At 71.0% G+C, this 22,455-nt stretch carries 23 protein-coding genes; 11 read left to right on the top strand and 12 right to left on the bottom strand.

The features are described from left to right. Positions 1-93: 93 nt before the first annotated feature. Positions 94-975, bottom strand: coding sequence for a LysR family transcriptional regulator (locus AC07RM_RS39925; RefSeq protein WP_495338004.1), 882 nt, complete (start codon positions 973-975; stop codon positions 94-96). A 139-nt stretch (positions 976-1,114) separates the two neighbouring features. On the opposite strand from AC07RM_RS39925, the gene AC07RM_RS39920 reads away from it, so the two are divergent. Together AC07RM_RS39920 and AC07RM_RS39915 are read left to right on the top strand one after the other, a co-directional pair. Then, complete coding sequence (locus AC07RM_RS39920; RefSeq protein WP_495338003.1) at positions 1,115-2,107, top strand: DMT family transporter; 993 nt, start codon at positions 1,115-1,117, stop codon at positions 2,105-2,107. 29 nt (positions 2,108-2,136) lie between these two features. Next, positions 2,137-3,231, top strand: coding sequence for an NADH:flavin oxidoreductase/NADH oxidase (locus AC07RM_RS39915; protein WP_495338013.1), 1,095 nt, complete (start codon positions 2,137-2,139; stop codon positions 3,229-3,231). Positions 3,232-3,237: 6 nt separating this feature from the next. Here AC07RM_RS39915 and AC07RM_RS39910 read toward each other — a convergent pair whose 3' ends face one another. The 6 genes from AC07RM_RS39910 to glmS form a co-directional block, all read right to left on the bottom strand. Further along, positions 3,238-4,023 (bottom strand): class I SAM-dependent methyltransferase, encoded by a 786-nt coding sequence (locus AC07RM_RS39910; protein ID WP_495338002.1) that lies wholly within the window; start codon positions 4,021-4,023, stop codon positions 3,238-3,240. A 25-nt stretch (positions 4,024-4,048) separates the two neighbouring features. Further along, entirely contained in the window at positions 4,049-4,579 is a 531-nt protein-coding gene (locus AC07RM_RS39905) for a GNAT family N-acetyltransferase (protein WP_209546308.1), read from the bottom strand. An 11-nt stretch (positions 4,580-4,590) separates the two neighbouring features. Further along, on the bottom strand, positions 4,591-5,184 hold the full coding sequence (locus AC07RM_RS39900; protein ID WP_495338001.1) for a helix-turn-helix domain-containing protein: 594 nt from the start codon (positions 5,182-5,184) through the stop codon (positions 4,591-4,593). A 34-nt stretch (positions 5,185-5,218) separates the two neighbouring features. Next, positions 5,219-5,734 carry a G/U mismatch-specific DNA glycosylase gene (gene mug / locus AC07RM_RS39895; protein ID WP_495338000.1) on the bottom strand — a complete coding sequence of 172 codons (516 nt, stop codon included), beginning with the start codon at positions 5,732-5,734 and terminating at the stop codon, positions 5,219-5,221. A gap of 58 nt (positions 5,735-5,792) precedes the next feature. Continuing rightward, on the bottom strand, positions 5,793-6,158 hold the full coding sequence (locus AC07RM_RS39890) for a hypothetical protein (protein WP_093353594.1): 366 nt from the start codon (positions 6,156-6,158) through the stop codon (positions 5,793-5,795). A 188-nt stretch (positions 6,159-6,346) separates the two neighbouring features. Further along, entirely contained in the window at positions 6,347-8,230 is a 1,884-nt protein-coding gene (gene glmS, locus AC07RM_RS39885) for a glutamine--fructose-6-phosphate transaminase (isomerizing) (protein WP_495337999.1), read from the bottom strand. A gap of 158 nt (positions 8,231-8,388) precedes the next feature. On the opposite strand from glmS, the gene AC07RM_RS39880 reads away from it, so the two are divergent. Continuing rightward, positions 8,389-8,880 carry an Lrp/AsnC family transcriptional regulator gene (locus AC07RM_RS39880; RefSeq protein WP_495337998.1) on the top strand — a complete coding sequence of 164 codons (492 nt, stop codon included), beginning with the start codon at positions 8,389-8,391 and terminating at the stop codon, positions 8,878-8,880. Between the two features lie 6 nt (positions 8,881-8,886). Here AC07RM_RS39880 and glmU read toward each other — a convergent pair whose 3' ends face one another. Beyond that, positions 8,887-10,314 (bottom strand): bifunctional UDP-N-acetylglucosamine diphosphorylase/glucosamine-1-phosphate N-acetyltransferase GlmU, encoded by a 1,428-nt coding sequence (glmU, locus tag AC07RM_RS39875; protein WP_495337997.1) that lies wholly within the window; start codon positions 10,312-10,314, stop codon positions 8,887-8,889. A gap of 16 nt (positions 10,315-10,330) precedes the next feature. On the opposite strand from glmU, the gene AC07RM_RS39870 reads away from it, so the two are divergent. Continuing rightward, positions 10,331-11,200: a DUF6279 family lipoprotein gene (locus AC07RM_RS39870; RefSeq protein ID WP_208507780.1), complete on the top strand. Its 870-nt coding sequence runs from the start codon at positions 10,331-10,333 to the stop codon at positions 11,198-11,200. 19 nt (positions 11,201-11,219) lie between these two features. Here the strand turns inward: AC07RM_RS39870 and AC07RM_RS39865 are convergent, their stop codons facing one another. Then, on the bottom strand, positions 11,220-11,921 hold the full coding sequence (locus tag AC07RM_RS39865; RefSeq protein ID WP_371269245.1) for a Crp/Fnr family transcriptional regulator: 702 nt from the start codon (positions 11,919-11,921) through the stop codon (positions 11,220-11,222). A gap of 168 nt (positions 11,922-12,089) precedes the next feature. Between AC07RM_RS39865 and AC07RM_RS39860 the strand changes: the two genes are divergently transcribed. Beyond that, positions 12,090-12,521: a BLUF domain-containing protein gene (locus tag AC07RM_RS39860; protein WP_495337996.1), complete on the top strand. Its 432-nt coding sequence runs from the start codon at positions 12,090-12,092 to the stop codon at positions 12,519-12,521. Positions 12,522-12,641: 120 nt separating this feature from the next. Here AC07RM_RS39860 and AC07RM_RS39855 read toward each other — a convergent pair whose 3' ends face one another. Beyond that, a complete protein-coding gene (locus AC07RM_RS39855; protein ID WP_057596549.1) occupies positions 12,642-12,965 on the bottom strand; it encodes a DUF2917 domain-containing protein in 324 nt (107 codons plus the stop codon). A gap of 178 nt (positions 12,966-13,143) precedes the next feature. Here AC07RM_RS39855 and AC07RM_RS39850 point away from each other — a divergent pair, with 178 nt between their 5' ends. Further along, positions 13,144-14,127, top strand: a complete 984-nt coding sequence (locus AC07RM_RS39850) for a LysR substrate-binding domain-containing protein (protein WP_208507774.1) — start codon at positions 13,144-13,146, stop codon at positions 14,125-14,127. A gap of 58 nt (positions 14,128-14,185) precedes the next feature. On the opposite strand, the gene AC07RM_RS39845 is transcribed toward AC07RM_RS39850, so the two are convergent. Then, positions 14,186-14,803, bottom strand: a complete 618-nt coding sequence (locus tag AC07RM_RS39845; RefSeq protein WP_057596551.1) for a 5-formyltetrahydrofolate cyclo-ligase — start codon at positions 14,801-14,803, stop codon at positions 14,186-14,188. Between the two features lie 36 nt (positions 14,804-14,839). Here AC07RM_RS39845 and AC07RM_RS39840 point away from each other — a divergent pair, with 36 nt between their 5' ends. From AC07RM_RS39840 to AC07RM_RS39830, 3 genes are all read left to right on the top strand, one after another. Next, positions 14,840-16,846, top strand: a complete 2,007-nt coding sequence (locus AC07RM_RS39840; protein ID WP_495337995.1) for a lytic transglycosylase domain-containing protein — start codon at positions 14,840-14,842, stop codon at positions 16,844-16,846. Between the two features lies 1 nt (position 16,847). After that, positions 16,848-17,435 (top strand): MgtC/SapB family protein, encoded by a 588-nt coding sequence (locus tag AC07RM_RS39835; protein ID WP_495337994.1) that lies wholly within the window; start codon positions 16,848-16,850, stop codon positions 17,433-17,435. 114 nt (positions 17,436-17,549) lie between these two features. Then, positions 17,550-18,233 carry a glutathione S-transferase family protein gene (locus AC07RM_RS39830; RefSeq protein ID WP_208507777.1) on the top strand — a complete coding sequence of 228 codons (684 nt, stop codon included), beginning with the start codon at positions 17,550-17,552 and terminating at the stop codon, positions 18,231-18,233. A gap of 54 nt (positions 18,234-18,287) precedes the next feature. Here AC07RM_RS39830 and AC07RM_RS39825 read toward each other — a convergent pair whose 3' ends face one another. Beyond that, on the bottom strand, positions 18,288-19,013 hold the full coding sequence (locus AC07RM_RS39825) for an OmpW/AlkL family protein (protein WP_093353568.1): 726 nt from the start codon (positions 19,011-19,013) through the stop codon (positions 18,288-18,290). A 166-nt stretch (positions 19,014-19,179) separates the two neighbouring features. Here AC07RM_RS39825 and AC07RM_RS39820 point away from each other — a divergent pair, with 166 nt between their 5' ends. Together AC07RM_RS39820 and AC07RM_RS39815 are read left to right on the top strand one after the other, a co-directional pair. Next, positions 19,180-20,439: a multifunctional CCA addition/repair protein gene (locus tag AC07RM_RS39820; RefSeq protein ID WP_495337993.1), complete on the top strand. Its 1,260-nt coding sequence runs from the start codon at positions 19,180-19,182 to the stop codon at positions 20,437-20,439. Between the two features lie 137 nt (positions 20,440-20,576). Further along, positions 20,577-22,406 carry an ATP-binding response regulator gene (locus AC07RM_RS39815; protein WP_495337992.1) on the top strand — a complete coding sequence of 610 codons (1,830 nt, stop codon included), beginning with the start codon at positions 20,577-20,579 and terminating at the stop codon, positions 22,404-22,406. Positions 22,407-22,455 lie beyond the last annotated feature (49 nt).

The raw sequence follows: 22,455 nt of genomic DNA, 5'->3' as shown, positions 1-22,455 counted from the left end.
CCAGCGGCAGGCCGCGCGCATCGTACCCGCGTGCCGGCGTTTCGCGCTGACCGGAGGCTGACAGGGGCCGCCTTGCCACAGGGGCGGAAGGCCTCAGACGCCCCAGGCCTCGAACACCGCCTGCCGCACCACCTCGACCGCCGGCGCCCGCGCACCCGCGGCCGATTCGATCCAGCACAGCCAGGTGTGGGCGCGCCAGCCGGGCCAGATCGCGAGCTCGCCGTGGCGCTCGCCCTGCTCGGCCTGGTCGAGCCGCATCAGCCCCGCGCCCATGCCGCTCGCGACCATGCTGCGCACCGCGCTCTCGCTGTCGGCGGTGCGGCCCTGGCGGTACTCGCGGCCGGCACCGGCGAACAGGCGGTCGAGGTGCGCGCGCAGCACGCAGGTGGGCGGCGTGCCGACCCAGGGCTGCTCGGTGAGCGCCTCGAGCGACAGGCCCGGATGGGCGTCGGCCATCGGCAGCGGCAGCACGACCACCAGGTCGACCGGCGCCAGCCGGTGCAGCGCCAGGCCTTCGCGCGAAGCCACGTCGCTCAGCGTGTAGGCACAGTCGAGCTCGCCGCGCTCGACCGCCGAGGCGGTCTCGTACGACAGGCCCTGGCGCAGTTGCAGCGTGACCTGCGGATGGCGCTCGGCCAGCTTCACGAGCACGTCGCCGAGCCGCAGCGAGACCGGGTCGACCACGGTGCCGAAGCGCACCACGCCCTGCGCGGCGCCGCGCAGCTGCTCGGCGGCCGAGCGCATGCGCAGCGCCGAGGCCAGCGTGCGCTCGGCCTCCTCGAGCAGGCTCTGGCCCGCGGGCGTGGGCGTCATGCCGCGCGGCGTGCGCTCGAACAGGCGCACGCCGAGCTCGTCCTCGAGCGCCTTGAGCTGCGCGCTCACGGCGGGCGCGCTGGTGAACACGCGCTCGGCGGCGCGCGTGAGGCTGCCCTCGCGGGCGATGGCGACGAAGGTCTTCAGCTGGTAGAGCTCCATGGCGGCCGATTGTGAGCGCGCGGCGGCGCGCGGTCCCTTCGTTTTTTCGGAGGGCCCGCTCCAAAGAAGCGAATGGCATTCGCGCGGCCCCGCCCCGATCCTCGGACACATCGACTCCTTCATCGTCCGAAAGCCCTCCATGTCCCGATCCCAACGCCTGTACGGCATCGCCGCCTTGCTCTTCGCCACCTCCGGCTGGGGCTCCCTGTTCCTCGTCAGCAAGGGCGTGCTCCACCACGTCGAACCCGTGTGGTTCACGCTGATCCGCTACAGCCTGTCGGCGCTGCTGTTCGCGCTGCTGGTGCTGCCGCGCGGCGCCGCGCCCTGGCGCAGGCTGCGCCGCCATGCGGGCGCGCTGGCGCTGCGCGGCGCGGCCGGCTTCGGCCTCTTCAGCGTGCTGCTGCTGATCGGTCTCGCGCACTCGGTGCCCTCGCACGGCGCGGTGATCATCGCCACCACGCCGATGACCACGCAGCTCGTGCGCTGGCTGCTCGACGGCGTGCGCCCCACGCGCGCCGCGCTGCTCGCCACCGCGCTGGCGCTCGCGGGCGTGGCGATCGTCTCGGGTCTCATCGGCGGTCAGGGCGGCCACGGCGGCGCGGGCAACGCCACGCTGTTCGGCGATGCCATCGCCTTCGTCGGCACCTTGGGCTGGGTCTGGTACACGCGCGGCGCGGCGCGCTTTCCCGAGCTCGACGCGGTCGAGTACAGCGCGCTCACGGTGCTGGCCGCGTGGCCGGTGCTGCTGGTCGCCGCGGTCGGTGCCGCGCTGCTCGGCTGGTCGGCGGCGCCGAGCCTGGAAGGGCTGCGGCTGTCGTGGCAGGCGCTGCTGTTCGTCGGCGTGGTGCCCTCGGCCGCCTCGGTGCTGGCCTTCAACCATGGCGTGCGCACGCTCGGCGCCGTCACCGGCACCGCCTTCCTCAACTTCGTGCCGGTGTCGGCGCTGCTGATGAGCGCTGCCCTCGGCACCCTGCCCACGGCGAACGAGGTGCTGGGCATGGCGATGGTGGTGGCGGCGCTCCTGATCCATACCGCCCTGAACCGCAAGGCCAACGCCCTGCCCGCGGCAAGGATCGCGCCGCCCCCGCAGAATCCCTGCACCTACCGCACCCCTGGAGCCACGACACCGTGAGCAGCGACACCCCCCGCCTCTTCGAGCCGATGCGGCTCGGCCCGCTTTCGCTCGACAACCGCATCCTGATCGCGCCGATGTGCCAGTACTCGGCGAGCGAGGGCACGCCGGGCGACTGGCACCTGATCCATCTCGGCCATCTCGCGCTGTCGGGCGCGGGCCTGCTGATCCTCGAGGCCACCGCGGTCGAGGCCGAGGGCCGCATCACGCCGGGCGACCTCGGACTCTATTCGGACGCCAACGAGGCGGGCCTGGCGCGCGTGCTCGCCGCCGTGCGCGCCCATTCGTCGATGCCCATCGCGATGCAGCTCGGCCACGCCGGGCGCAAGGCCTCGAGCCGCGCGCCCTGGGAAGGCGGCGCGCAGATCCGTCCCGGCGAGCCCGGCGGCTGGAAGGCCTTCGCGCCCTCGGCCGTGCCGCACGCGCCCGGCGAGGACGTGCCACTCGCGCTCGACGCCGAGGGCCTGGCGCGCGTGCGCGAGGCCTTCGTGGCCGCCGCCCGGCGTGCCGCGCGGCTCGGCATCGAGGGCATCGAGATCCATGCCGCGCACGGCTACCTGCTGCACCAGTTCCTGTCGCCGCTGGCCAACCACCGCGACGACGCCTACGGCGGCAGCCTCGAGAACCGGCTGCGCTTTCCGCTCGAGGTGTTCGACGCGGTGCGCGCCGTCTTCCCGGCCGAGCGGCCCGTGTGGGTGCGCGTGTCGGCGGTCGACTGGGTGGAAGGCGGCTGGGACCTCGAGGGCACCGTCGCCTTCGCCAAGGCACTCGAGGCGCGCGGCTGCGCGGCCATCCATGTCTCGAGCGGCGGCGTGTCGCCGAAGCAGGCGATCGCGCTGGGCGCGGGCTACCAGGTGCCGTTCGCCGAACGCGTGAAGGCCGAGGTCGGCATCCCGGTGATCGCGGTCGGCCTGATCACCGAGGCGCGGCAGGCCGAGGCCATCCTCGCCGAGGGCAGGGCCGATGCCATCTCGCTGGCGCGCGCGATCCTCTACGACCCGCGCTGGCCCTGGCACGCGGCCGCCGAGCTCGGCGCGCGGGTGAAGGCGCCGGTGCAGTACTGGCGCTCGCAGCCGCGCGAGTTCAAGGACCTGTTCGAGAACGCGAAGTTCGGGGCGCGCTGAAGGCCTTCAGCGCAGCGCCTCGATCCAGAACAAGGTCTGCCGCACCTCGATCGCCTCGCCCGCCTGCTGCCGGCGATGCAGCTGCGCGAGCGCATCGCGCGTGCCCTCGATCGTGAAGCCGGGGCAGACATAGGGCACGTTCTTCAGGTACCAGGCGAAGGCGCCGACGTCGGCGAAGCGCAGCAACTCGGCGCCCGCCTCGGCGCGCAGGATTTCGAAGCCCGCGCGCTCGAGCTGGCGCCGCGCGATGTCGAGTCGCCACTCGGGCGGCGGCTCGGCCGGTGCCAGGCCCGCGAGCCGGTAGTGGTCGGCATTGAAGTCCGAGGCCACCTGCTGCGTGAGGAAGTGGCCGCCGCGCGCGAGCACGCGCGCCACCTCGGCCGGCACGAAGGACTCGTGACGGTTGACCACCAGCTGGAACTCGCCGTCGGCGAAGGGCAGCGGTGCGTCATCCTGCGCATCGCCATCGTGCTGCGCGCCGTTGTCGGGCGCGCCCTCCACCGCCACCACCTCGATGCCCAGCGGCGCGAGCCGCTCGCGCGCCACCGCGACGTTGGGCGCCCAGCCCTCGGTGGCGACGGTGCGCGCGGGCCGCAGCGGCAGCCGGCTGAGCCACTCGCCGCCACCCGTGCCCATGTCGAGCAGGTCGGGCGACTGGCGCGCGCGGTGGACCACCGCCCGTTCGAAATCCCAGGGCACGGCGGTGGTCGCGATGCGGCCATCGCAGGACAGGTCCCAGCCGACCAGCGGCTTGCGCGCAGCCTCGGCCAGCAGTCGATCGAATTCGGTCATCGCGCCAGTCTGCCGCATGACGGCCTCAGGGCGCGAGCGTGCGATAGAAGTAGGTGGTGTCGCAGAAGCCGCCGCGCGGCAGCAACGCATAGCCGGGGATGGTGCCGCTGCGCTGCCAGCCCGAGCGTTCGTAGAGCCGCTCGGCCTCGGGACTCGAGGTGTCGAGCACCAGCAGCGTCTTGCCGCTGTCGCGCGCCGCCTGCTCGGCCGCCTGCATCAGCAGCGCGCCGAGCCCCTGGCGCCGAGCGCGCCGGTGCACCAGCATCTTCGCGAGGTCGGCGCGGTGCGGCTGGTTGTCGGGCTGGTCGAGCACGAGCTGCACCGTGCCGACGATGCCCTGCGCGTCCTCCACCACCATCAGCGCGCGCTCCCCGCGCGCCACGCCGTCGGCCACCTTGCGCCAGAAGGCCAGCGCCTGTTCGAGCGACAGCGGATGCATGAAGCTCACCGAGGCATCGCCGTCGACGCAGTCGATCAGCAGCTCGGCCAGCGATTGCAGTTGCGCCGCGTCCACCGCCCGCAGGCGGCGCACCGGGTGGAGGCTGGTGGGGTTCATGGCGTTCGTTCTCACTTCCAGACATCGGGATGGGGGCTCACGATCGCGACCGCATAGCGGGCGGTCTCGCGCGTGGGATTGAAGTAGGCGACGGGCCGGTCGAGCACCATCGCGAGGCAGTCGCCGGCGTCGAGCCGGTGGCGCTCCTCGCCCACCGTGATCTCGATCGTTCCCTCGAGCATCCAGACCTGCTGGTGCACCTGCGACTCGCGCGCGCCCGATTCGTAGGCCACGCGCGCCTTGGGCGGAAACAGCACCTCGACGATCTGCAGCGGCGAGGCGATGCCGCCGGGCGACACGTTGCGCCGCAGGTAGCCCGACGAGGGATCGCGCCATTGCGGCTGGTCGGCGCGGCGCGCCACCGGATCGGCGCGCTGGCGCGGCTCGTCGAACAGCGCGGCCAGCATGGTGCCGAGACCGGTCGCTAGCTTCTCGAGCACCACCGCCGTGGGGCTGCTCTCACCGCGCTCGATCAGCGAGATCATCGAGCGGCTGACCCCGCTCTGCGCGGCCAGCGCCTCGAGCGAGAGGCCGCGCGCGGCGCGCAGTTCGCGCACGCGGCGGGCGATGCGGTCGTTGAGGGGGGCGAGAGCTTCTTCTTTCATGTTGGATTTATTTTCCAACATGATGGAATGCCGGTCAAGCCGGCGATGCCGCCTCGCGCAGTGCCTTGTAGGCGGCCACGAGCTCATCGAGCGAGAACGCGCGATTGAGTCCGCTGGGATTGGGCAGGACCCAGGTCTCGATGCCGGCGAAGGGCTCGGGCTGGCGGCCCCATTCGATCTGCGGGCGCCCCGTCATGCCCGCATAGGCGGCCTTGCCGAGGAACGCGAGGCGGCGCGGGCCGCAGGCAGCGATCTTGCGGGTGAAGGCCTCGGTGGCGGCCGCGAATTCATGCGCCGCCAACTGGCTCGCGCGCGCCGTCGGCCGGTCGACCGCCGTGGTCAGGCCGTAGCCGCGTTGCAACAGCTGCGGCGCCTGGGCGGGCTGCATCTGCACCGGCGTGAAGCCGGCCAGGTGCAGCACGCGCCAGAAGCGGTTGCCCCGGCCTTCGAAGTGCAGGCCCGAGGCGGCCGCGCGCTGGCCCGGGTTGATGCCGCAGAAGACGATGGCGAGGCCGGGGGCGAGGAGGTCGGGCAGAGCTTGGGAAGCCATGCGGGTCGATTGTGTCGTCTCGCGACGAGAGGCGCCCGCGTGCCTGCGCGGCCTTCTTCTAGGCTTTCGACGCCCCCGCTTGCGCGCCGGGCCCGGCCTGATCGGCATGGGCCGGGTCTTCGGGCGGTTGCCCGCGAACGGCAGGCAGGGTGCCATGCCGCAGCCATGCATCGAGCTCACCCTGCGAGATGCCCATCCAGCCGGCCGTCGATGCACCCAGGCCGTCGACCGCCTGCTGGTACGCGAGCTTGAAGGCACCCTGCGCCTCGGCCTCGCTGCCGAAATGCCCGTCCCTGTGCCAGAGCCCGACAGGAACGACCTGACCGGGTTTCGCTCCCGCCTCGACGAGCCTGCGGTGATCCCTCTGCGTGAAGCCCTTCGATCGGCGACTTGCCGGAAGATCCTTGGGGGTGCTCAAAGCCATGGCGCTCTCTGGTGGGGGTTGAACCTGCCCCACGGCCAGGCAGCCCGCACCGCAGGAGTTGGTCTTCGACCAACGCCATCTACGCAGTGGAAACGGCTTCGGATTCAGCCTGGCGATGGCGCGTCCTTGCGTTGTCGCCCGCCCATCGACCGCTCATGCCAGGCGAGCCGAGGCTCGCCCTCCCCTCATCACTCCACCGTCACGCTCTTCGCCAGGTTGCGCGGCTTGTCCACGTCCGTGCCGCGCGCGCAGGCCGTGTGATAGGCCAGCAGCTGCAGCGGCACCACGTGCAGCAGCGGCGACAGCGCGCCGTAGTGCTCGGGCATGTGGATCACGTGCAGGCCTTCGCTGCTCTTGATCTTCGAGTCGCCGTCGGCCAGCACGTAGAGCACGCCGCCGCGCGCGCGCACTTCCTGCAGGTTGCTCTTGAGCTTCTCGAGCAGGGCGTCGTTGGGCGCCACGGCGACCACCGGCATCTCGCTGGTCACCAGCGCGAGCGGGCCGTGCTTGAGCTCGCCGGCGGCATAGGCCTCGGCGTGGATGTAGGTGATCTCCTTGAGCTTGAGCGCGCCCTCGAGCGCGATCGGGTAGTGCAGGCCGCGGCCCAGGAACAGCGCGTTGTCCTTGCGCGCGAAGTCCTCGGCCCAGTTGATGATCTGCGGCTCGAGCGCGAGCACCGACTGCAGCGCGACCGGCAGGTGGCGCATCTCCTTGAGGTAGCGCGCCTCGTCTTCCGCGCTCAGCAGGCCCTTCGACTGCGCGATCGCCAGCGTGAGCAGGAACAGGCCCGCGAGCTGGGTGGTGAAGGCCTTGGTCGAGGCCACGCCGATCTCGACGCCGGCGCGCGTGATGTAGGCCAGCTTGCATTCGCGCACCATGGCGCTGGTGGCGACGTTGCAGATGGTCAGGGTCTGCTCCATGCCGAGCGAGCGCGCATGCTTGAGCGCGGCCAGGGTGTCGGCGGTCTCGCCCGACTGGCTGATGGTGACGACCAGGGTGCGCGGATCGGGCACCGAGTCGCGGTAGCGGTACTCGCTCGCGATCTCGACCTGGGTCGAGATCTTCGCGATGCCCTCGAGCCAGTACTTGGCGGTGCAGCCGCTGTAGTAGCTGGTGCCGCAGGCCAGGATCAGGATGCGGTCGATCTCCTTGAACACGCGGTGCGCGCTGGCGCCGCTCTGCTTGCCGTCCTGGCCGATGCCGTCGAACAGCTCGGGCACGATGCCTTCCACGCCCTCGAGCGTGTCGCCGATGGCGCGCGGCTGCTCGAAGATCTCCTTCTGCATGTAGTGGCGGTAGGGGCCGAGCTCGGCCGCGCCGCTGTGGGCCTGCACGGTGCGCACCGGGCGCTGCACCGGCTTGTGGGCGCGGTCGACGATCCAGTACTTGCCGGGCTGCAGGTCGACCACGTCGCCTTCCTCGAGGTACACGATCTGGTCGGTGACGCCGGCCAGCGCCATCGCGTCGCTGGCCAGGAAGTTCTCGGCACCGTCCTTGCCGGCGCCCAGGATCAGCGGCGAACCGGCGCGCGCGCCGACCACGCGCTGCGGCTCGTCGCGGCTGATCACGGCGATGGCGTAGGCGCCCGTGAGCTGGCGCACGGCGCCCTTCACGGCCTCGAACAGGTCGCCGTCGTAGAGGCTGTCGACCAGGTGGGCGATGACCTCGGTGTCAGTCTGGCTCTCGAACACGTAGCCCTTGGCTTCGAGGCTGGCACGCAGCGCCTCGTGGTTCTCGATGATGCCGTTGTGCACCAGCGCGATGCGGCCGGGCCGCGCTTCCTGCGCGCCGGCGCCCGGGCCGTGGCTGAAGTGCGGGTGCGCGTTGTGCACCGCGGGCGCGCCGTGCGTGGCCCAGCGGGTGTGGGCGATGCCGGTCAGGCCCTCGAGCCTGTCCTCGGCCACCTGGGTCTGGAGGTCGGCCACGCGCGAGGTGGTGCGCGCGCGCGTCAGGCCGCCCGCGTGCACGGCCACGCCGCAGGAGTCATAGCCGCGGTACTCGAGCCGCTGCAGGCCCTGGACCAGGACCGGGACGATGTTTCGATGGGAAGCCGCGCCGACGATGCCGCACATGGTTGTCTTGCCTTTGGAAAGGAATGAAGGAGAACGAAAAGAATTGCTGCGAATGGTAGGGAGGGTGAAAAGAAATTTGCCGTCTAAATTTCTATCAATTTGGACTTTTCTTTCACACATTCAATTCAATGAATTTTTATTCCATAATTTCACGAATCATGGAATCCATCGCACTAGACGCCATCGACCTGAAGCTGCTCGACGCCCTGCAGCGCGACGCCTCGGCCACCAACCAGAAGCTGGCGGCGGCCGTGGGCATCTCGCCGCCGACCTGCCTGCGGCGGGTCCAGCGGCTGTGGCAGGAGGGATTGATCGAGCGCCAGGTGGCGCTGCTGTCGCCCGACCGGCTGGCCGCCGTGCTGGGCCACGGGCTGCAGGCGGTGGTGGAGATCTCGCTCGACCGGCAGGACGCCGAGTCGCTCGATGCCTTCGAGGCGCGCGTGATCGCGGACGACGCGGTGCAGCAGTGCTGGCGCGTATCGCCGGGACCGGATTTCGTGCTGGTGGTGGCCGCGCGCGACATGCCCGGCTACGGCGCGCTGGTGCAGCGGCTGTTCACCGCCGACGCCAACGTGCGCAACGTCAAGGCCTTCTTCAGCCTCAAGCGCGCGAAGTTCGAGCCGCGGGTGCCGCTGACACCTGCGGGCTGAGGCGCGTCAGGCCTTCGGCTTCTTCTGCGGCCGCTGCCAGTTCGGGATCGTGACCTGCTTGCCGCGCGCGACGATGAGCGCGCCCGGCGGCGTGGTCTTGCTGATGGTGGAGCCGCCGCCGATGGTGCCGCCCGCGCCGATGGTGACCGGCGCCACCAGCACGCAGTTGCTGCCGATGTGCACGTCGTCCTCGAGCACGGTGCGGTGCTTGTTGGCGCCGTCGTAGTTGGCCGTGATGCTGCCCGCGCCGTAGTTGACGCGCGCGCCCACGGTGGCGTCGCCCAGGTAGGCCAGGTGGTTGGCCTTGGCGCCGGCGGCCATGGTGGAGTTCTTGACCTCGACGAAGTTGCCGATGTGCACCTCGGTGCCGAGCTGGGCGCCGGGGCGCAGCCGCGCGAAGGGGCCGATCAGCGCGCGCTCGCCGACCGTCACGCCGGCCTTCTCGCCGTCGATGTGGGTGAAGGGATGGATCACGGCGCCGGCCTCGATGCGGGCATTGGCGATGACGCAGTTGGCGCCGATGCGCACGCCCTCGCCGAGCGAAACCTGGCCCTCGAACAGGCAGTTGACGTCGATCTCGACGTCGCCGCCGCATTCGAGCGTGCCGCGCAGGTCGAAGCGCGCCGGGTCGGCCAGCCGCACGCCCTGGGTCATCAGGGCCTCGGCCTGGCGGCGCTGGAAGGCGCGCTCGAGCTCGGCCAGCTGCACCGGGCTGTTGATGCCGGCCACCTGCAGGCCGTCGGTCGTGATGTGGGCCACCACCGGCACGCCGTCGGCCGCGGCGTGCTTGACGATGTCGGTCAGGTAGTACTCGGCCTGGGCGTTGCGGTTGTCCAGCCGCTCGAGCCAGCCCTTGAGCAGCTTCGCGGGCGCGGCCATCACGCCGCTGTTGATCTCGCGCACGGCGCGCTGCGCATCGCTGGCGTCCTTGTGCTCGACGATGGCGGTCACCTCGCCGCCCGCGGCGTTGCGGATGATGCGGCCGTAGCCGGTGGGGTCGTCCAGCTCGATGGTCAGCAGCGCCAGCCGCTCGCCGCCGCTGGCGGCGATCAGGGTGCGCAAGGTGTCCTCGGCGATCAGCGGCACGTCGCCCGAGAGGATCACCACCGTGCCGTCGTCGGGCAGCAGCGGCGTGGCCTGCTGCACCGCGTGGCCGGTGCCCAGCTGCGGCTCCTGGCGCGCGAAGCGCAGCGAGGCGGCCTCGGGCGAGGCGGCCATCGCGGCCTCGACCTGCTCGGCGCCGTGGCCGGTGACGATCACCACATGCCGGGCGCCGATGCGCGCGGCGGTGCCGGTCACGTGCGACAACAGTGCGCGGCCGGCCAAACGATGCAACACTTTGGGAAGCCTGCTCTTCATGCGCGTGCCCTTGCCGGCCGCCATGATCACGACGTCGACCGGTCCCTGGTTGCCCTGCTTCGGAATCTGATTCATGCCTTTTTCTACCCGGATGCGTTGTTTCAAGCTGGCGCGGATTATCGGCGTGATGGCGCTGGTGGCCGTCCTGGGGGCTTGCAGCGCCATCAAGCTGGCCTACAACAACCTGCCCGAGCTCAGCTACTGGTGGCTCGACGGCTACCTCGATTTCGACGGTTCGCAAACGCCCAAGGTGCGCGACGAGCTCGCGCAGCTGCTCGACTGGCACCGGCGCAACGAGCTGCCGAAGATCGCGGCGCTGCTGCAGGAGGCCGAGACGCTGGCCCCCGGCGAGGTGACGCCGGCCCAGGCCTGCGCCATGACCGACCGCATCCGCGACCGGCTGCTGGCGGTCAGCGAGCGCGCCGAGCCCGCGGGCACCGAGTTGCTGCTGAGCCTCAGCGAGGCCCAGCTGCAGCAGCTCGAGCGCAAGTACGCGAAGAACAACGCCGACTACCGCAAGGACTGGCTCGACCGCTCGCCGGCCCGGGTGCAGGAGAAGCGCTACGACCAGTTCCTCGACCGCTTCGAGGACTTCTACGGCCGGCTTTCGCCCGAGCAGCGCGAGCTGCTGCGCCAGCAGGTGGCGCAGTCGGTGTTCGACCCGAAGCTGCAGGACGTGGAGCGCCGCAAGCGCCAGCAGGAGGCGCTGGTGCTGCTGCGCGGCTTCGTCGCGAACCGCACGCCGCCCACAGAGGCGCGCGCCGCGCTGCATGCCTACCTGCAGCGCATCGCCGATCCGCCCCCGGGCCCCTGGCGCGAGCAGCAGCAGGCGCTGCTGCAGGAAGGCTGCCGCAACCTGGCCGCGCTGCACAACGGCACCAGCGCGGCGCAGCGCGCGCAGGCGGTCAAGCGGCTGCAGGCCTACCAGAACGACCTGCGGCAGCTGGTGGCCGGCGGCTGAGCCGGCGCCCCCCCCCGGGTCAGATCAGCGGCGTGGGCCGCAGCGGGCGCTCGAAGTAGTCGCCCAGCGCCTCGAGCGCGCGCGGCTCGAGGATGCGCAGCCAGCGGTCGTCGAGCTTGTAGAGCCCGAGCTGCGACAGCCGCCGCAAGGTCTTGTTGGTGTGGACCAGCGACAGCCCGAGCGCATCGGCGATGTGCTGCTGGTTGAGCGGGAACTCGACCCAGCCGTCGCGCACCATGCCCACGCGCTCGGCGCGGCGGTACAGGTGCATCAGCAGCATCGCCACGCGCTCGACGGCGCTGCGCCGGCCGGTGGTCACGAGGTTGTCGTCGATCATCTTTTCCTCGCGCGCGGCCAGCCAGGTGATGTCGTAGCCGAGCTTGGGCTCGGCATGGAACAGCTCCCAGAGCCTCTCGCGCGCGAACACGCACAGCGAGACCTCGGTCAGGGCCTCGACGCCGTGGGTCTGGCCGTCGGCGAACTCGTCCTGCAGCCCGACGAAATCGCCGGGCAACAGCACGTTGAGGATCTGCCGCCGGCCGTCGCTCAGGGTCTTGTAGCGGAAGGCCCAGCCCGAATAGAGCGTGAACAGCTGCGGGCTGCGCCGGTGTTCCTCGATGATCGAGCCGCCGGCCTCGACGCGGCGCGCGCCGATGCGGAACGATTCGATGGTGCGCAACTGGTCGGCGGACACCGGCAAAAAGGCCGGCAGCTGACGCAGCGCGCAACGGCTGCAGGGATGGGGCCCGTTCTCCGGGGCGGCGGGTGTGGGGTACTGGTCGGGCACCACCGACTATAGGCATCGAGGGGGGTGGGACCGGTATGTCTTTTTACATTTCGTGATGTCGGACGGCTGCCTACACTGCGCTCGCTTTTCCCATCCCGGCCCATGATTCCCGACGAACAGACGCAAGCTCCCGCGCCCGCCCCGGCGCTCTCCGAGATCCTCTACTGCAGCGAGCTTGCGCCGGACCTGCCGCCCGACACGGTGGCCAACATCGTCGCGCGCGCCCGCGCGCGCAACGGCGAACTCGGCATCACCGGGCTGCTGGTCTTCGACGGCCAGCGCTTCTGCCAGCACATCGAGGGACCGCCCGACGCCCTGCGCGCGCTGATGGACCGCATCGCGCGCGACCCGCGCCATGTCGACGTGCGCGTGGCCTGGCAGGGCGAACTGGCCGCACGCCGCTACAGCGGCTTCCGGCTCGGGCTGGCCGAGAGCGAGGGGCCCGACCTGATGGCCGGCGTGCATGCGCTCGACGGCGAGGTCGCGCTCAAGCATTTCCTGGCGCTGCGCCGCAGTTTCGACATCAACGGCTGAAAAGCCCCCAAAAAGAACAGGGGCCGGACCGCGCTCGACGCGCCGTCCGGCCCCTTGGTATGACGGGCGCGGCTCGCGCCGCCGCCCGATGGCCCAGGATCGATCAGTAAACCCGCGGGATCAAGCGGCGTCCCACGTGTACGTGGCGCCGTAGCCGTCCCAGGCTTCCATCACGATGCGCTGGCCGGCCGCCACGGTGAGCGATTCGCCGGGGGCGAGCACCAGGTCCTCGCTCGGGCTTTCGAGCGTGGCATCGGGCGTGATCCAGACCCGGCCCTGGCGTACGCGCAGCACGCTCTCGCCGCGCGCCTTCAGGCTCATCGCCTCGCCGGGCGCGATTTGCCAGGCACCGCGGCGCACGGCCGGCGGAATCGCGGCGGCGGTGTTGCGGTTGGGCAGCGACAGGGTGGACAGCGTAGAGGTGGTGCAGACGGCAGTGGACATGATGGGCTCCTAGGTGTTTGCCGAATCGCGAATCAATGGGTGCTTGGGAAAGGAGGCAGCAATGGCGCGGTTCGGGAATGAATGATCGTTTCCCGGCCGTTGGCAGTCCAATGAAAAGGAGGTAGCCTACTGATTCCGGTTTCGCATCAATCCCGAGGCAGGCGCCGGCCCCCGATCCATGCAGCATTCGCAAACCCACCTGCGCTCCCGCCCGATCTCCGCCGGCCACCTGCGCGCCTTCGAGGCGGTCGCGCGGCACCTGAACTTCCGTGCCGCGGCCGAGGAAATGGCCCTGACCCAGTCGGCCGTGAGCCGCCAGATCCAGTCGCTCGAGGAGGAAGTGGGCGTGCCGCTGTTCCTGCGCCACACGCGCGCGGTCGAGCTGACCAGCGCGGGCGCCCAGCTGCTTTTGGCGGTGCAGCAGGCGCTGCCGCGCGTCGACACCGCGGTGCGGCAGATCCGCCAGAGCGCCGGGCGCAAGAGCGTCTCGCTGACCACCTTCGCCTCGTTCGCCTCGATGTGGCTGATCCCGCGCCTGGAGGCCTTCCAGCGCGACAACCCCGAGATCGACATCCGGATCGACGCCAGCGACCTCGCGGTCGACCTCGAGGTGGCCGACGTCGACATCGCGCTGCGCTACGGCCCGCGCGAGGCCATGCCCCCGCAGGCCGTGCGGTTGTTCGGCGAAAACCTCACGCCGGTGGCGAGCCCCTGGCTCATCAAGAGCAGCCCGCCGATCAAGAAGCCCGAGGACATCGCGCGCTTCACGCTGATCGAGGCCGGCGACGCCCACCGCACCCATCTCGAGTGGCTGACCTGGCGGCGCTGGTTCGAGCTGCACGGCCTGGAACGCGCCCAGCCCAAGCGCTGGCTCTATTTCAACTACGCCTACCAGATGGTGCAGGCCGCGCTCACCGGCCAGGGCGTGGTGCTGGCGCGCAGTTCGTTGATCGCCGAGAGCCTGGCCAACGGCGACCTGATCGAGGTGCTGCCGCAGCACCGCATGGACTCGCCGATGTCCTATTGGCTGATCGCCGGCCCGCGCAGCGCGCTGCGGCCCGAGATCAAGGCCTTCTGGGACTGGCTGCTCGCGCAGGCCGGCACCACGCGCGAGACCATCGGCGAGGTGCCCGATCCGGACACCGTCGACGACCTCGACTGACGAGAAAAAGGGCGCCGCGGCTCGAAGCCGGGCGCCCGTATGCGCAGGAAGCAGCCGCTCAGCCGATCGGCCAGACCACCCCGTTGTCGTTGAGGATGGCGTCGAGCGGCAGGTCGTGCGCCTCGGGCTCGAAGTCCTCGAGGAAGCCGTTCGCGAAGCCCAGGCCGACCGTGAAGGGCCGCGGCTCGAGGGCGGCCAGCGTGCGGTCGTAGAAGCCGCCGCCGTAGCCGAGCCGGTAGCCGCCCGCGCTGTAGCCCACGCAGGGCACGAACAGCAGGGTCGGCACGATCAGCTCGGTGTCCTTGGGCTTGGGAATGCCGTAGGCGTCCTCTTCCATCTGGCAGCCCGGGTACCAGGCGTGGAAGGTCAGGGTCTTGTGGACCTTGTCGATCACGGGCAGGCCGATGCGGCGGCGCTGCGGCTCGTCGATCAGTTCGCCGTCCTCCTTCCACCGGTGCAGCGCGGGCAGCGGATCGAACTCGCCCTTGATCGGCCAGTAGGCGCCGATCACGGTGTCGGGCCGGCCGACCAGCCAGATGCGCATCACGCGCTGCAGCAGGTCCGCGCGTGTCAGCCGGTCCGGCATCCCCAGACGTTGTTCGATCAACGCCTTGCGCAGCTGATCCTTGAGAAAACTCGCCGTCGCCGACGTGGCGGCATCCTTTGACTTGTCCATAATCTCCCGATGCAGTTTCCAAGCATTTTGGCATCCATGTGCCGCCGCCCGCGCAGCGTCGCGCCGGCACTGGTTCTTTCGGCCCTCGCGGCCTGCGCGCTGACCCTCTTCGCGCCCGCCGCGGCGCTGGCGCAGAACAACAGCAACGACGAGGTTCTGCTGCAGATGAAGCAGGCCTTCCAGCGCGGCGACAAGGCCCGGCTGGCGGCGCTGCTGCCGCAGGCCCGCGGCCACGTCCTCGAACCCTGGGCCGCCTACTGGGAACTCAAGGCCCGGCTGCAGGAAGCCGGCGCGAACGAGGTGCAGGACTTCTTCGCGCGCTACCCCGGCACCTACCAGGAAGACCGGCTGCGCAACGACTGGCTGCTGCTCACGGGCCAGCGCCGCGACTGGGACAACTTCTCGGCCGCCATCGCGGGCTTCCGCATGGGCGACGACGCCCAGGTGCGCTGCTACGCGATCCTGGTCGACGCGCTGCGCAGCGGCAGCGCCACCCAGGCCCAGGCCGACGAGATCCGGCGCAACTGGTTCGCCCAGCGCGACAGCGACGACGGCTGCCTCACGGCCGCCGACCGCATGATCGCCGCGCGCCTGCTGTCGCCCAACGACGCCTGGAAGAAGGCGCGCCTGGCCATCGAGGCCAACCGGCCGCAGGCCGCGCGCGGCGCCGTCACGCTGGCCTCGCCCGATGCGCTGCCGCTGTTCGAGGAGGTCAACGCGAGCGCGGCCAAGTTCCTCGTCACGCGCGGGCCCGTGGCCGCCAAGTCGCGCCGCGAGCTGGTCACGCTGGCACTGATCAAGATCGCGATGGCCGATCCCGAGCAGGCCGCCTCGCAGCTCGACGCCAAGTGGAGCGCGATGCTCTCGGCCGAGGAGCGCAACTGGATCTGGGGCACCATCGGCCGCCAGTCGGCGATCAAGCTCTGGCCGCAGGCCGTGAGCTACTTCGGCAACGTCACGAAGAACGCCGACCTGTCGGACGACATGCTCGGCTGGCGCGTGCGCGCCGCGCTGCGCGCCGGCCAGTGGAAGGACGTGGCGCCCGCCATCAACGCCATGAGCGAGGCCAGCCAGCAGGACCCGACCTGGACCTACTGGAAGGCGCGCGCGCTGGTCAATGCTGGCGGCGACGAGCGCCGCGCCCAGGCGCGCGAGCTCTACCAGGGCATCGCCGGTACGCGCGGCTTCTACGAGATGCTGGCGCTCGAGGAACTGGGCCAGCGCGTGGTGGCCGCCACCCGGCCCGCGCCGCTCACGCCCGAGGAACGCAATGCCGCGCGCCTGAACCCATCGCTCAACCGCGGTCTCTACGCCATCGCGATCGGCCTGCGCCCCGAGGGCACGCGCGAATGGAACTACGCCACCAACCTGCACGACCGGGGCGGCATGGACGACCGCGCGCTGCTGGCCGCGGCCGACTTCGCCTGCCAGCGCGAGGTCTGGGACCGCTGCATCAACACCAGCGAGCGCACCAAGGGCGTGATCGACGTCGAGCAGCGCTTCCCGATGCCCTTCCACGACACCGTGCTGCGCAAGAGCCAGGACATCGGCCTCGATCCGGCCTACGTCTACGGCCTGATCCGCCAGGAGAGCCGCTTCATCATGGACGCGCGCTCGGGCGTCGGCGCCTCGGGCCTGATGCAGGTGATGCCCGCCACCGCGCGCTGGACCGCGCGCAAGATCGGCATGACCGACTTCACGCCGGGCCAGATCAACGACCGCGAGACCAACATCACCATCGGCACGAACTACCTGAAGCTCGCGCTCGACGACTTCGACGACTCGATGGCGCTGGCCGCCGCGGCCTACAACGCCGGCCCCGGCCGCCCGCGCAGCTGGCGCAACGGCCCGGTGCTCGATGCCGCGATCTGGGCCGAGAACGTGCCGTTCAACGAGACCCGCGACTACGTGAAGAAGGTGCTGGCCAACACCACCAACTACGCCGCGATCATCACCGGCCGGCCGCAGTCGCTGAAGGAACGCCTGGGCCGGGTCGGCCCGCGCGACGCCGCGATGCCCGAGCCCAACAAGGACCTGCCCTGAGATGAGCTGGAGCGACGAGGTCCTCGACACCATCGCCGCCGAGTTCTCGGACGTGGGCGACCTCGCCCAGCTCACGCGCATCCTGGTGCGGCTGCTGCTCGCGGCGCTGCTGGGCTTCGTGCTCGGCTTCGAGCGCGAGCAGCAGGGCAAGGCGGCCGGCGTGCGCACCCACATGCTGGTGGCCATCGGCTCGGCCCTGTTCGTGCTCGTGCCGCAGCAGACCGGCATCGTGCCGGCCGACATGAGCCGCGTGATCCAGGGCCTGGTGGCCGGCGTCGGCTTCCTCTGCGCGGGCACCATCCTCAAGCAGGGAAAGGACGAGCACCACGTGCAGGGCCTCACCACCGCCGCGGGGTTGTGGATGACGGCCGCGATCGGCATGGCCTGCGGCCTGGGCCGCGAGGCCACGGCGGTCATCAGCGCGCTGCTGGCGCTGGTGGTGCTGCAGTTCGTGCCGCGGCTCGTGAGCCTGATCGAGCGCACGATCGGGCCGCCCAAGGGCGAGGAGGCACCCGGCCGCGCCGCGCCGCGCGTCATCGCCTCGAGCAGCGAGCCCGCGCTGCGCACCGACGACAGCGACCGGCGATAGCCGGCGGTGCGCGGGCCACGCCCGTCATCAATGCGCGCCGCAAACGGTATCAATCGCGCGCTGCCGGCGCCCTAGCATCGAAGGCTTTGCCACGAAACCAACCGGAGGAATCCCATGCTCAAGCTCTACATCGGCAACAAGAACTACTCGTCGTGGTCCATGCGTCCCTGGGTGCTGCTCAAGCAGGCCGGCATTCCCTTCGAGGAGGTGATGGTGCGCTTCGACGCCTTCGAGGCCGGCTCCAACTTCAAGGCCGTGGTCGGCGCGGTCAACCCCACGGCGCGCGTGCCGGTGCTGATCGACGGCGACATCACGGTCTGGGATTCGCTCGCCATCGCCGAGTACCTGGCCGAGCAGTTCCCCGACAAGGCGCTGTGGCCGCGCGACAAGGCCGCGCGGGCCCGCGCGCGCAGCGTCAGCGCCGAGATGCACTCGGGCTTCGGCAACCTGCGCAACCACTTCCCGATGAACATCGAGGCCTCGCTGGCCGAGGTCGGCGCGCGCGTGCTGAAGGAACAGCCCGGCGTGGTCGAGGACCTGGAGCGCATCGCGGCCATGTGGAGCGAGCTGCTCGACACCCATGGCGGCCCGATGCTGTTCGGCGAGTTCGGCATCGCCGATGCCTTCTATGCGCCGGTGTGCATGCGCATCCGCAGCTACGGGCTGCCGGTGCCGCCCGCGGCGCAGGCCTACATCGAGCGCGTGGCGGCCCTGCCGGGCGTCGCCGCGTGGATCGAGCAGGCGCTCGCGGAGCAGGATTTCGTGGCCTTCGACGAGCCCTACCGGACCTCGCGCTGATCGTCGTTCGCTGTCGTCGATCGGCGCGAGCCGGCCAGGCCGCGTCGTGTCCGGTCAGAAGCGGTAGGTGGCCGCCACGTAGGTCACGATCGGATTGAGCTTCAGGCGCGCTTCGCTGGTCGCGATCGGCAGGCCCGTGATCGAGGTCGTCGTGAGCTTGGCCTTGGTCTTCAGCGGGATGTAGGAGACCGAGAAGGAAATGCCCCAGTGCTTGTCGAACTGGTAGGCCAGGCCGGCGTTGAGCACGGGCGCGAACGAGCTGTCGAGCTTGGCGGTGGTCACGGTCGACAGCGGCCGCTGGCGCAGCTGGCTGCCGAGCGCTTCCTGCAGGTTGCTGGTGATCTGCACGCCGCTGTACCAGACGTAGGTGGCGCCCAGGCCCACGAAGGGACGGAAGGCGGCATTGCCGTCGTTGAAGTAGTACTTGCCGAGGATGGTCGGGCTCCATTGGCGTGCCTTGCCCAGTTCGCCCACGCGCGCCAGCGTGCCGGTGCCTTCGAGCTTGAACTTCGGCGGGATGCCCAGCACGCCTTCCACGGCCCAGTGGTCGTCGAGGAAATAGGCCGCGTTGAGACCCAGCGTGTCGGAATCGCTCACGCTGGCGCCCGAGCCGGCGAGCACGCTCTGCACCGGCGAGGTCAGCATCAGCGGCTTGCTCTTGTCCTGCGGCGAAAGATGGAACCAGCCCGCGCCGACGACCCAGTCGCCGGCCTTCTGTGCAAAGGCGCTGCCGGACGTCAGTGCCCCGAGGGCTGCCAACGCCAACATGGTTTTTTTCATGATGTGAATACTCCTTTGGTTGAAATTCCCCCTCCAAACGCGGTGCCGGTCTGCCGCCGGTGAAGCGTTCGAGCGCATCGAGCGAGCGAACGATCGTTCGATTTGCCTCGAGATTATCGAACGACCGTTCTTTTTAAGCCCTGCGGGGTATCCCTACACTGCGCGCATGAAAACCTATCTCGTCGGCGGCGCGGTGCGCGACCGCCTGCTCGGACGCCCGGTGTCGGACCACGACTGGCTCGTGGTCGGCGCCACGCCCGAGGACATGGTGGCACAGGGCTTCCTGCCCGTGGGGCGCGACTTCCCGGTATTCCTGCATCCATCGACGCGCGAGGAATACGCGCTCGCGCGCACCGAGCGCAAGAGCGCGCCCGGCTACCGCGGCTTCGTGATCCACGCCGCGCCCGACGTGAGCCTCGAGCAGGACCTCGCGCGGCGCGACCTGACCATCAACGCGATCGCGCTGCCGGCCGAGCGCGTGGCCGCCGACGGCAGCTTCGACCCCGCCCCCGCCGACCTGGCCGATCCCTTCGACGGCCAGCGCGACCTGCGCGAGAAGCGGCTGCGCCACGTCACCGACGCCTTCCGCGAGGACCCGGTGCGCATCCTGCGCGTGGCGCGCTTCGCCGCACGCTTCGACGACTTCGAGGTCGCGCCCGACACGCTGGCACTGATGCGCGAGATGGTCGCGGCCGGCGAGGTCGATGCGCTGGTGCCCGAGCGCGTGTGGCAGGAGCTCTCGCGCGGGCTGATGGAGACGCGGCCCTCGCGCATGTTCGAGGTGCTGCGCGCCTGCGGCGCGCTCGCGGTGCTGCTGCCCGAGGTCGACCGGCTCTGGGGCGTGCCGCAGCCCGCGCAGCACCATCCCGAGATCGACACCGGCGTGCACCTGATGATGGTGCTCGACACCAGCGCGCGCCTGTCGGCGTCGCTGGGCGTGCGCTTCGCCTGCCTGATGCACGACCTCGGCAAGGGCACCACCGATCCGGAAATCCTGCCGCGCCACATCGGCCACGAGAAGCGCAGCGCCGAACTGCTGCAGGCGGTATGCGATCGCTGGCGCGTGCCGGTCGACCTCCGCGAGCTGGCCGAGGTGGTGGCGCGCGAGCACGGCAACATCCACCGCAGCGGCGAGCTCGACGCCGCCGCGCTGGTGCGGCTGCTCGAACGCTGCGATGCCTTCCGCAAGCCCGCGCGCTTCGCCGAGGCGCTGCTGGCCTGCGAATGCGACGCGCGCGGCCGGCTCGGCTTCGAGCAGCGCGACTATCCGCAGCGCGAGCGCCTGCTCGCGGTGCTGGCCGTGGCCGCGGCCGTGGCCACCGACGCGGTCGCGCGCCAGGCGCAGCAGGCCGGTGCCACCGGCCCGAAGATCGGCGAGGCGATCCACCGCGCGCGCATCGACGCCGTGAAGGCCGCGGCCGGCTGAACGGCTGAACGGCTGAACGGCCGACCGCCCCAGGCGCGCAAATACCACGCGCGCGGCGGCATGTCTTCACGCCTATGGCGGAGGTTCCATGACTTAGGGCACTTCCGACGCCGCACGCCCCGGCTAGCATGGGCCGGGTGATCGCCGCCCCGCCTCCCACCTCCTCGCCGGACCCGAGCGCCACGCACGCCGCGCCGGCGGTCGCGGCCGCGGTGCCGCGGGACCTGGCGCTGCGCGTGCTGCGCGAGCACCTGGCCTCGGTCTACGGCGCCTACGACGCCTCGATCGTGGTGCACTTCGGCCTCGGCGTCGCGCTCGGGGCCGCGATGTACATCGCCTCCCCGCGCACCTGGATCCTGGCCTGGATGGCGGCCCACCTGCTGCTCGGCCTGGCGCTGTACCTGATGCCGCGCTGGCATGCCGACCTGCCGCTGGACCAGACCCCGCTGTGGGCGCGCCGCCATGCGCGCACCGTCACCCTGGTGAGCCTGGCGACCGCCACCGCGCCCTGGCTGTTCATCTCGCGCGACGACCTGTCCGCGACCTCGGTGCTCACGGTGGTCGTCATCGGCAGCTGCGCGCGCGCCATGCAGCTGCTGTGGCCGCTCAAGCCCGCGCTCTACGGCTACACGCTGCCGATGATGCTGAGCCTGATCACGGCGCTGGCCTGGCAGGGCGACGGCATGCACCTGTTCCTGTCGATGTTCAGCCTGGCCTACCTGCTGTTCACGCTGCGCGTGGGCCAGCAGCAGCACCGGCTGCTCACCGACTCGCTGGTGCTGCGCTTCGAGAACGAGGCGCTGGCCGAGCGCCTGGGCGAGCAGATCGCCGCGGCCGAGCGCGCGAGCATCGAGAAGACCCGCTTCCTGGCCACCGCCAGCCACGACCTGCGCCAGCCGCTGCATGCCATTGCGCTGTTCGGCGCCGCGCTCGAGAACGAGCATCCCCAAAGCCGCAACGCACAGCGCCTGATGCGCGCGGTGAACGCGCTCGGCAGCTCGCTCGACACCATGCTCGACGTCTCGCGCCTCGATGCCGGCGTGGTCGAGCCGGCGCTCGAGCCGGTCTCGCTCGACGTGCTGTTCCGCGCGCTCAATCCCATGTTCGCGGCGCAGGCCGAGCAGCGCCAATTGCAGCTGCGGCTGCGCGCGAGCGGCCTGTGGGTGCGCAGCGATCCGCGGCTGCTGCACCGCATGCTGTCGAACCTGCTCGACAACGCGCTCAAGTACACGGCGCGCGGCGGCGTGTCGGTGCGCGCGCGCGTGCGGCGCAACGGCGACGGGCTCGGCGATTCGGTGTGGATCGAGGTGGTCGATTCGGGCATCGGCATCGCGCCGGGCCAGCTCGACCGCGTGTTCGAGGAGTTCTACCAGGTCGACAACCCCGGGCGCGAGCGCTCGCACGGGCTGGGCATCGGCCTGGCCATCGTGCGCCGCCTCTCGCGGCTGCTCGGCCATCCGGTGCAGCTGCGCTCGCGCGTGGGACGCGGCACGCGCTTTCGGCTCGTGCTGCCGCGCTGCGACGCGCAGGCCGCCGCCGGGCCCTGGGCCGTCCGCGCCGAAACCGCACCCGCCCCGGCGGCGCCGGTGCCGGGCCGCATCCTGCTGATCGACGACGACGCCGAGATCCGCGCGGCGATGACCGAGCTGCTGCAGGCCCACGGCATCGACCTGGAGGCCGTGGCCGGCGAGGCGGAAGCGGCCGCGCTGCTGGCATCGGGCCCGGCGCCCTTCCGCGCGCTGCTGTGCGACTACCGGCTCGCCAACGGCGACAACGGCCTCGACGTCGGCCAGCGCCTGCGCGCGCGCTTCGACCTCGCGGCGCCGCTGATGCTGGTGACCGGCGAGACCGCGCCCGAGCGGCTGCAGCGCGTGCGCGCCTCGGGCGTGCCGGTGCTGTTCAAGCCGGTGGAGGCCACGGCGCTGCTGCGCGCGCTGGCCGATCTCGCGCCCGGCGCCGCGCCCTGAGCCTGCGCGCAGGTCGCGGCCCCGGCCCCGGGGCACGTCCGGTTTTGGC

The sequence above is a fragment of the Variovorax sp. GW821-FHT09B05 genome (assembly GCF_059418265.1).
Note: the sequence above shows the minus strand (reverse complement) of the source record. Positions and strands in the feature narration are given on the sequence as shown.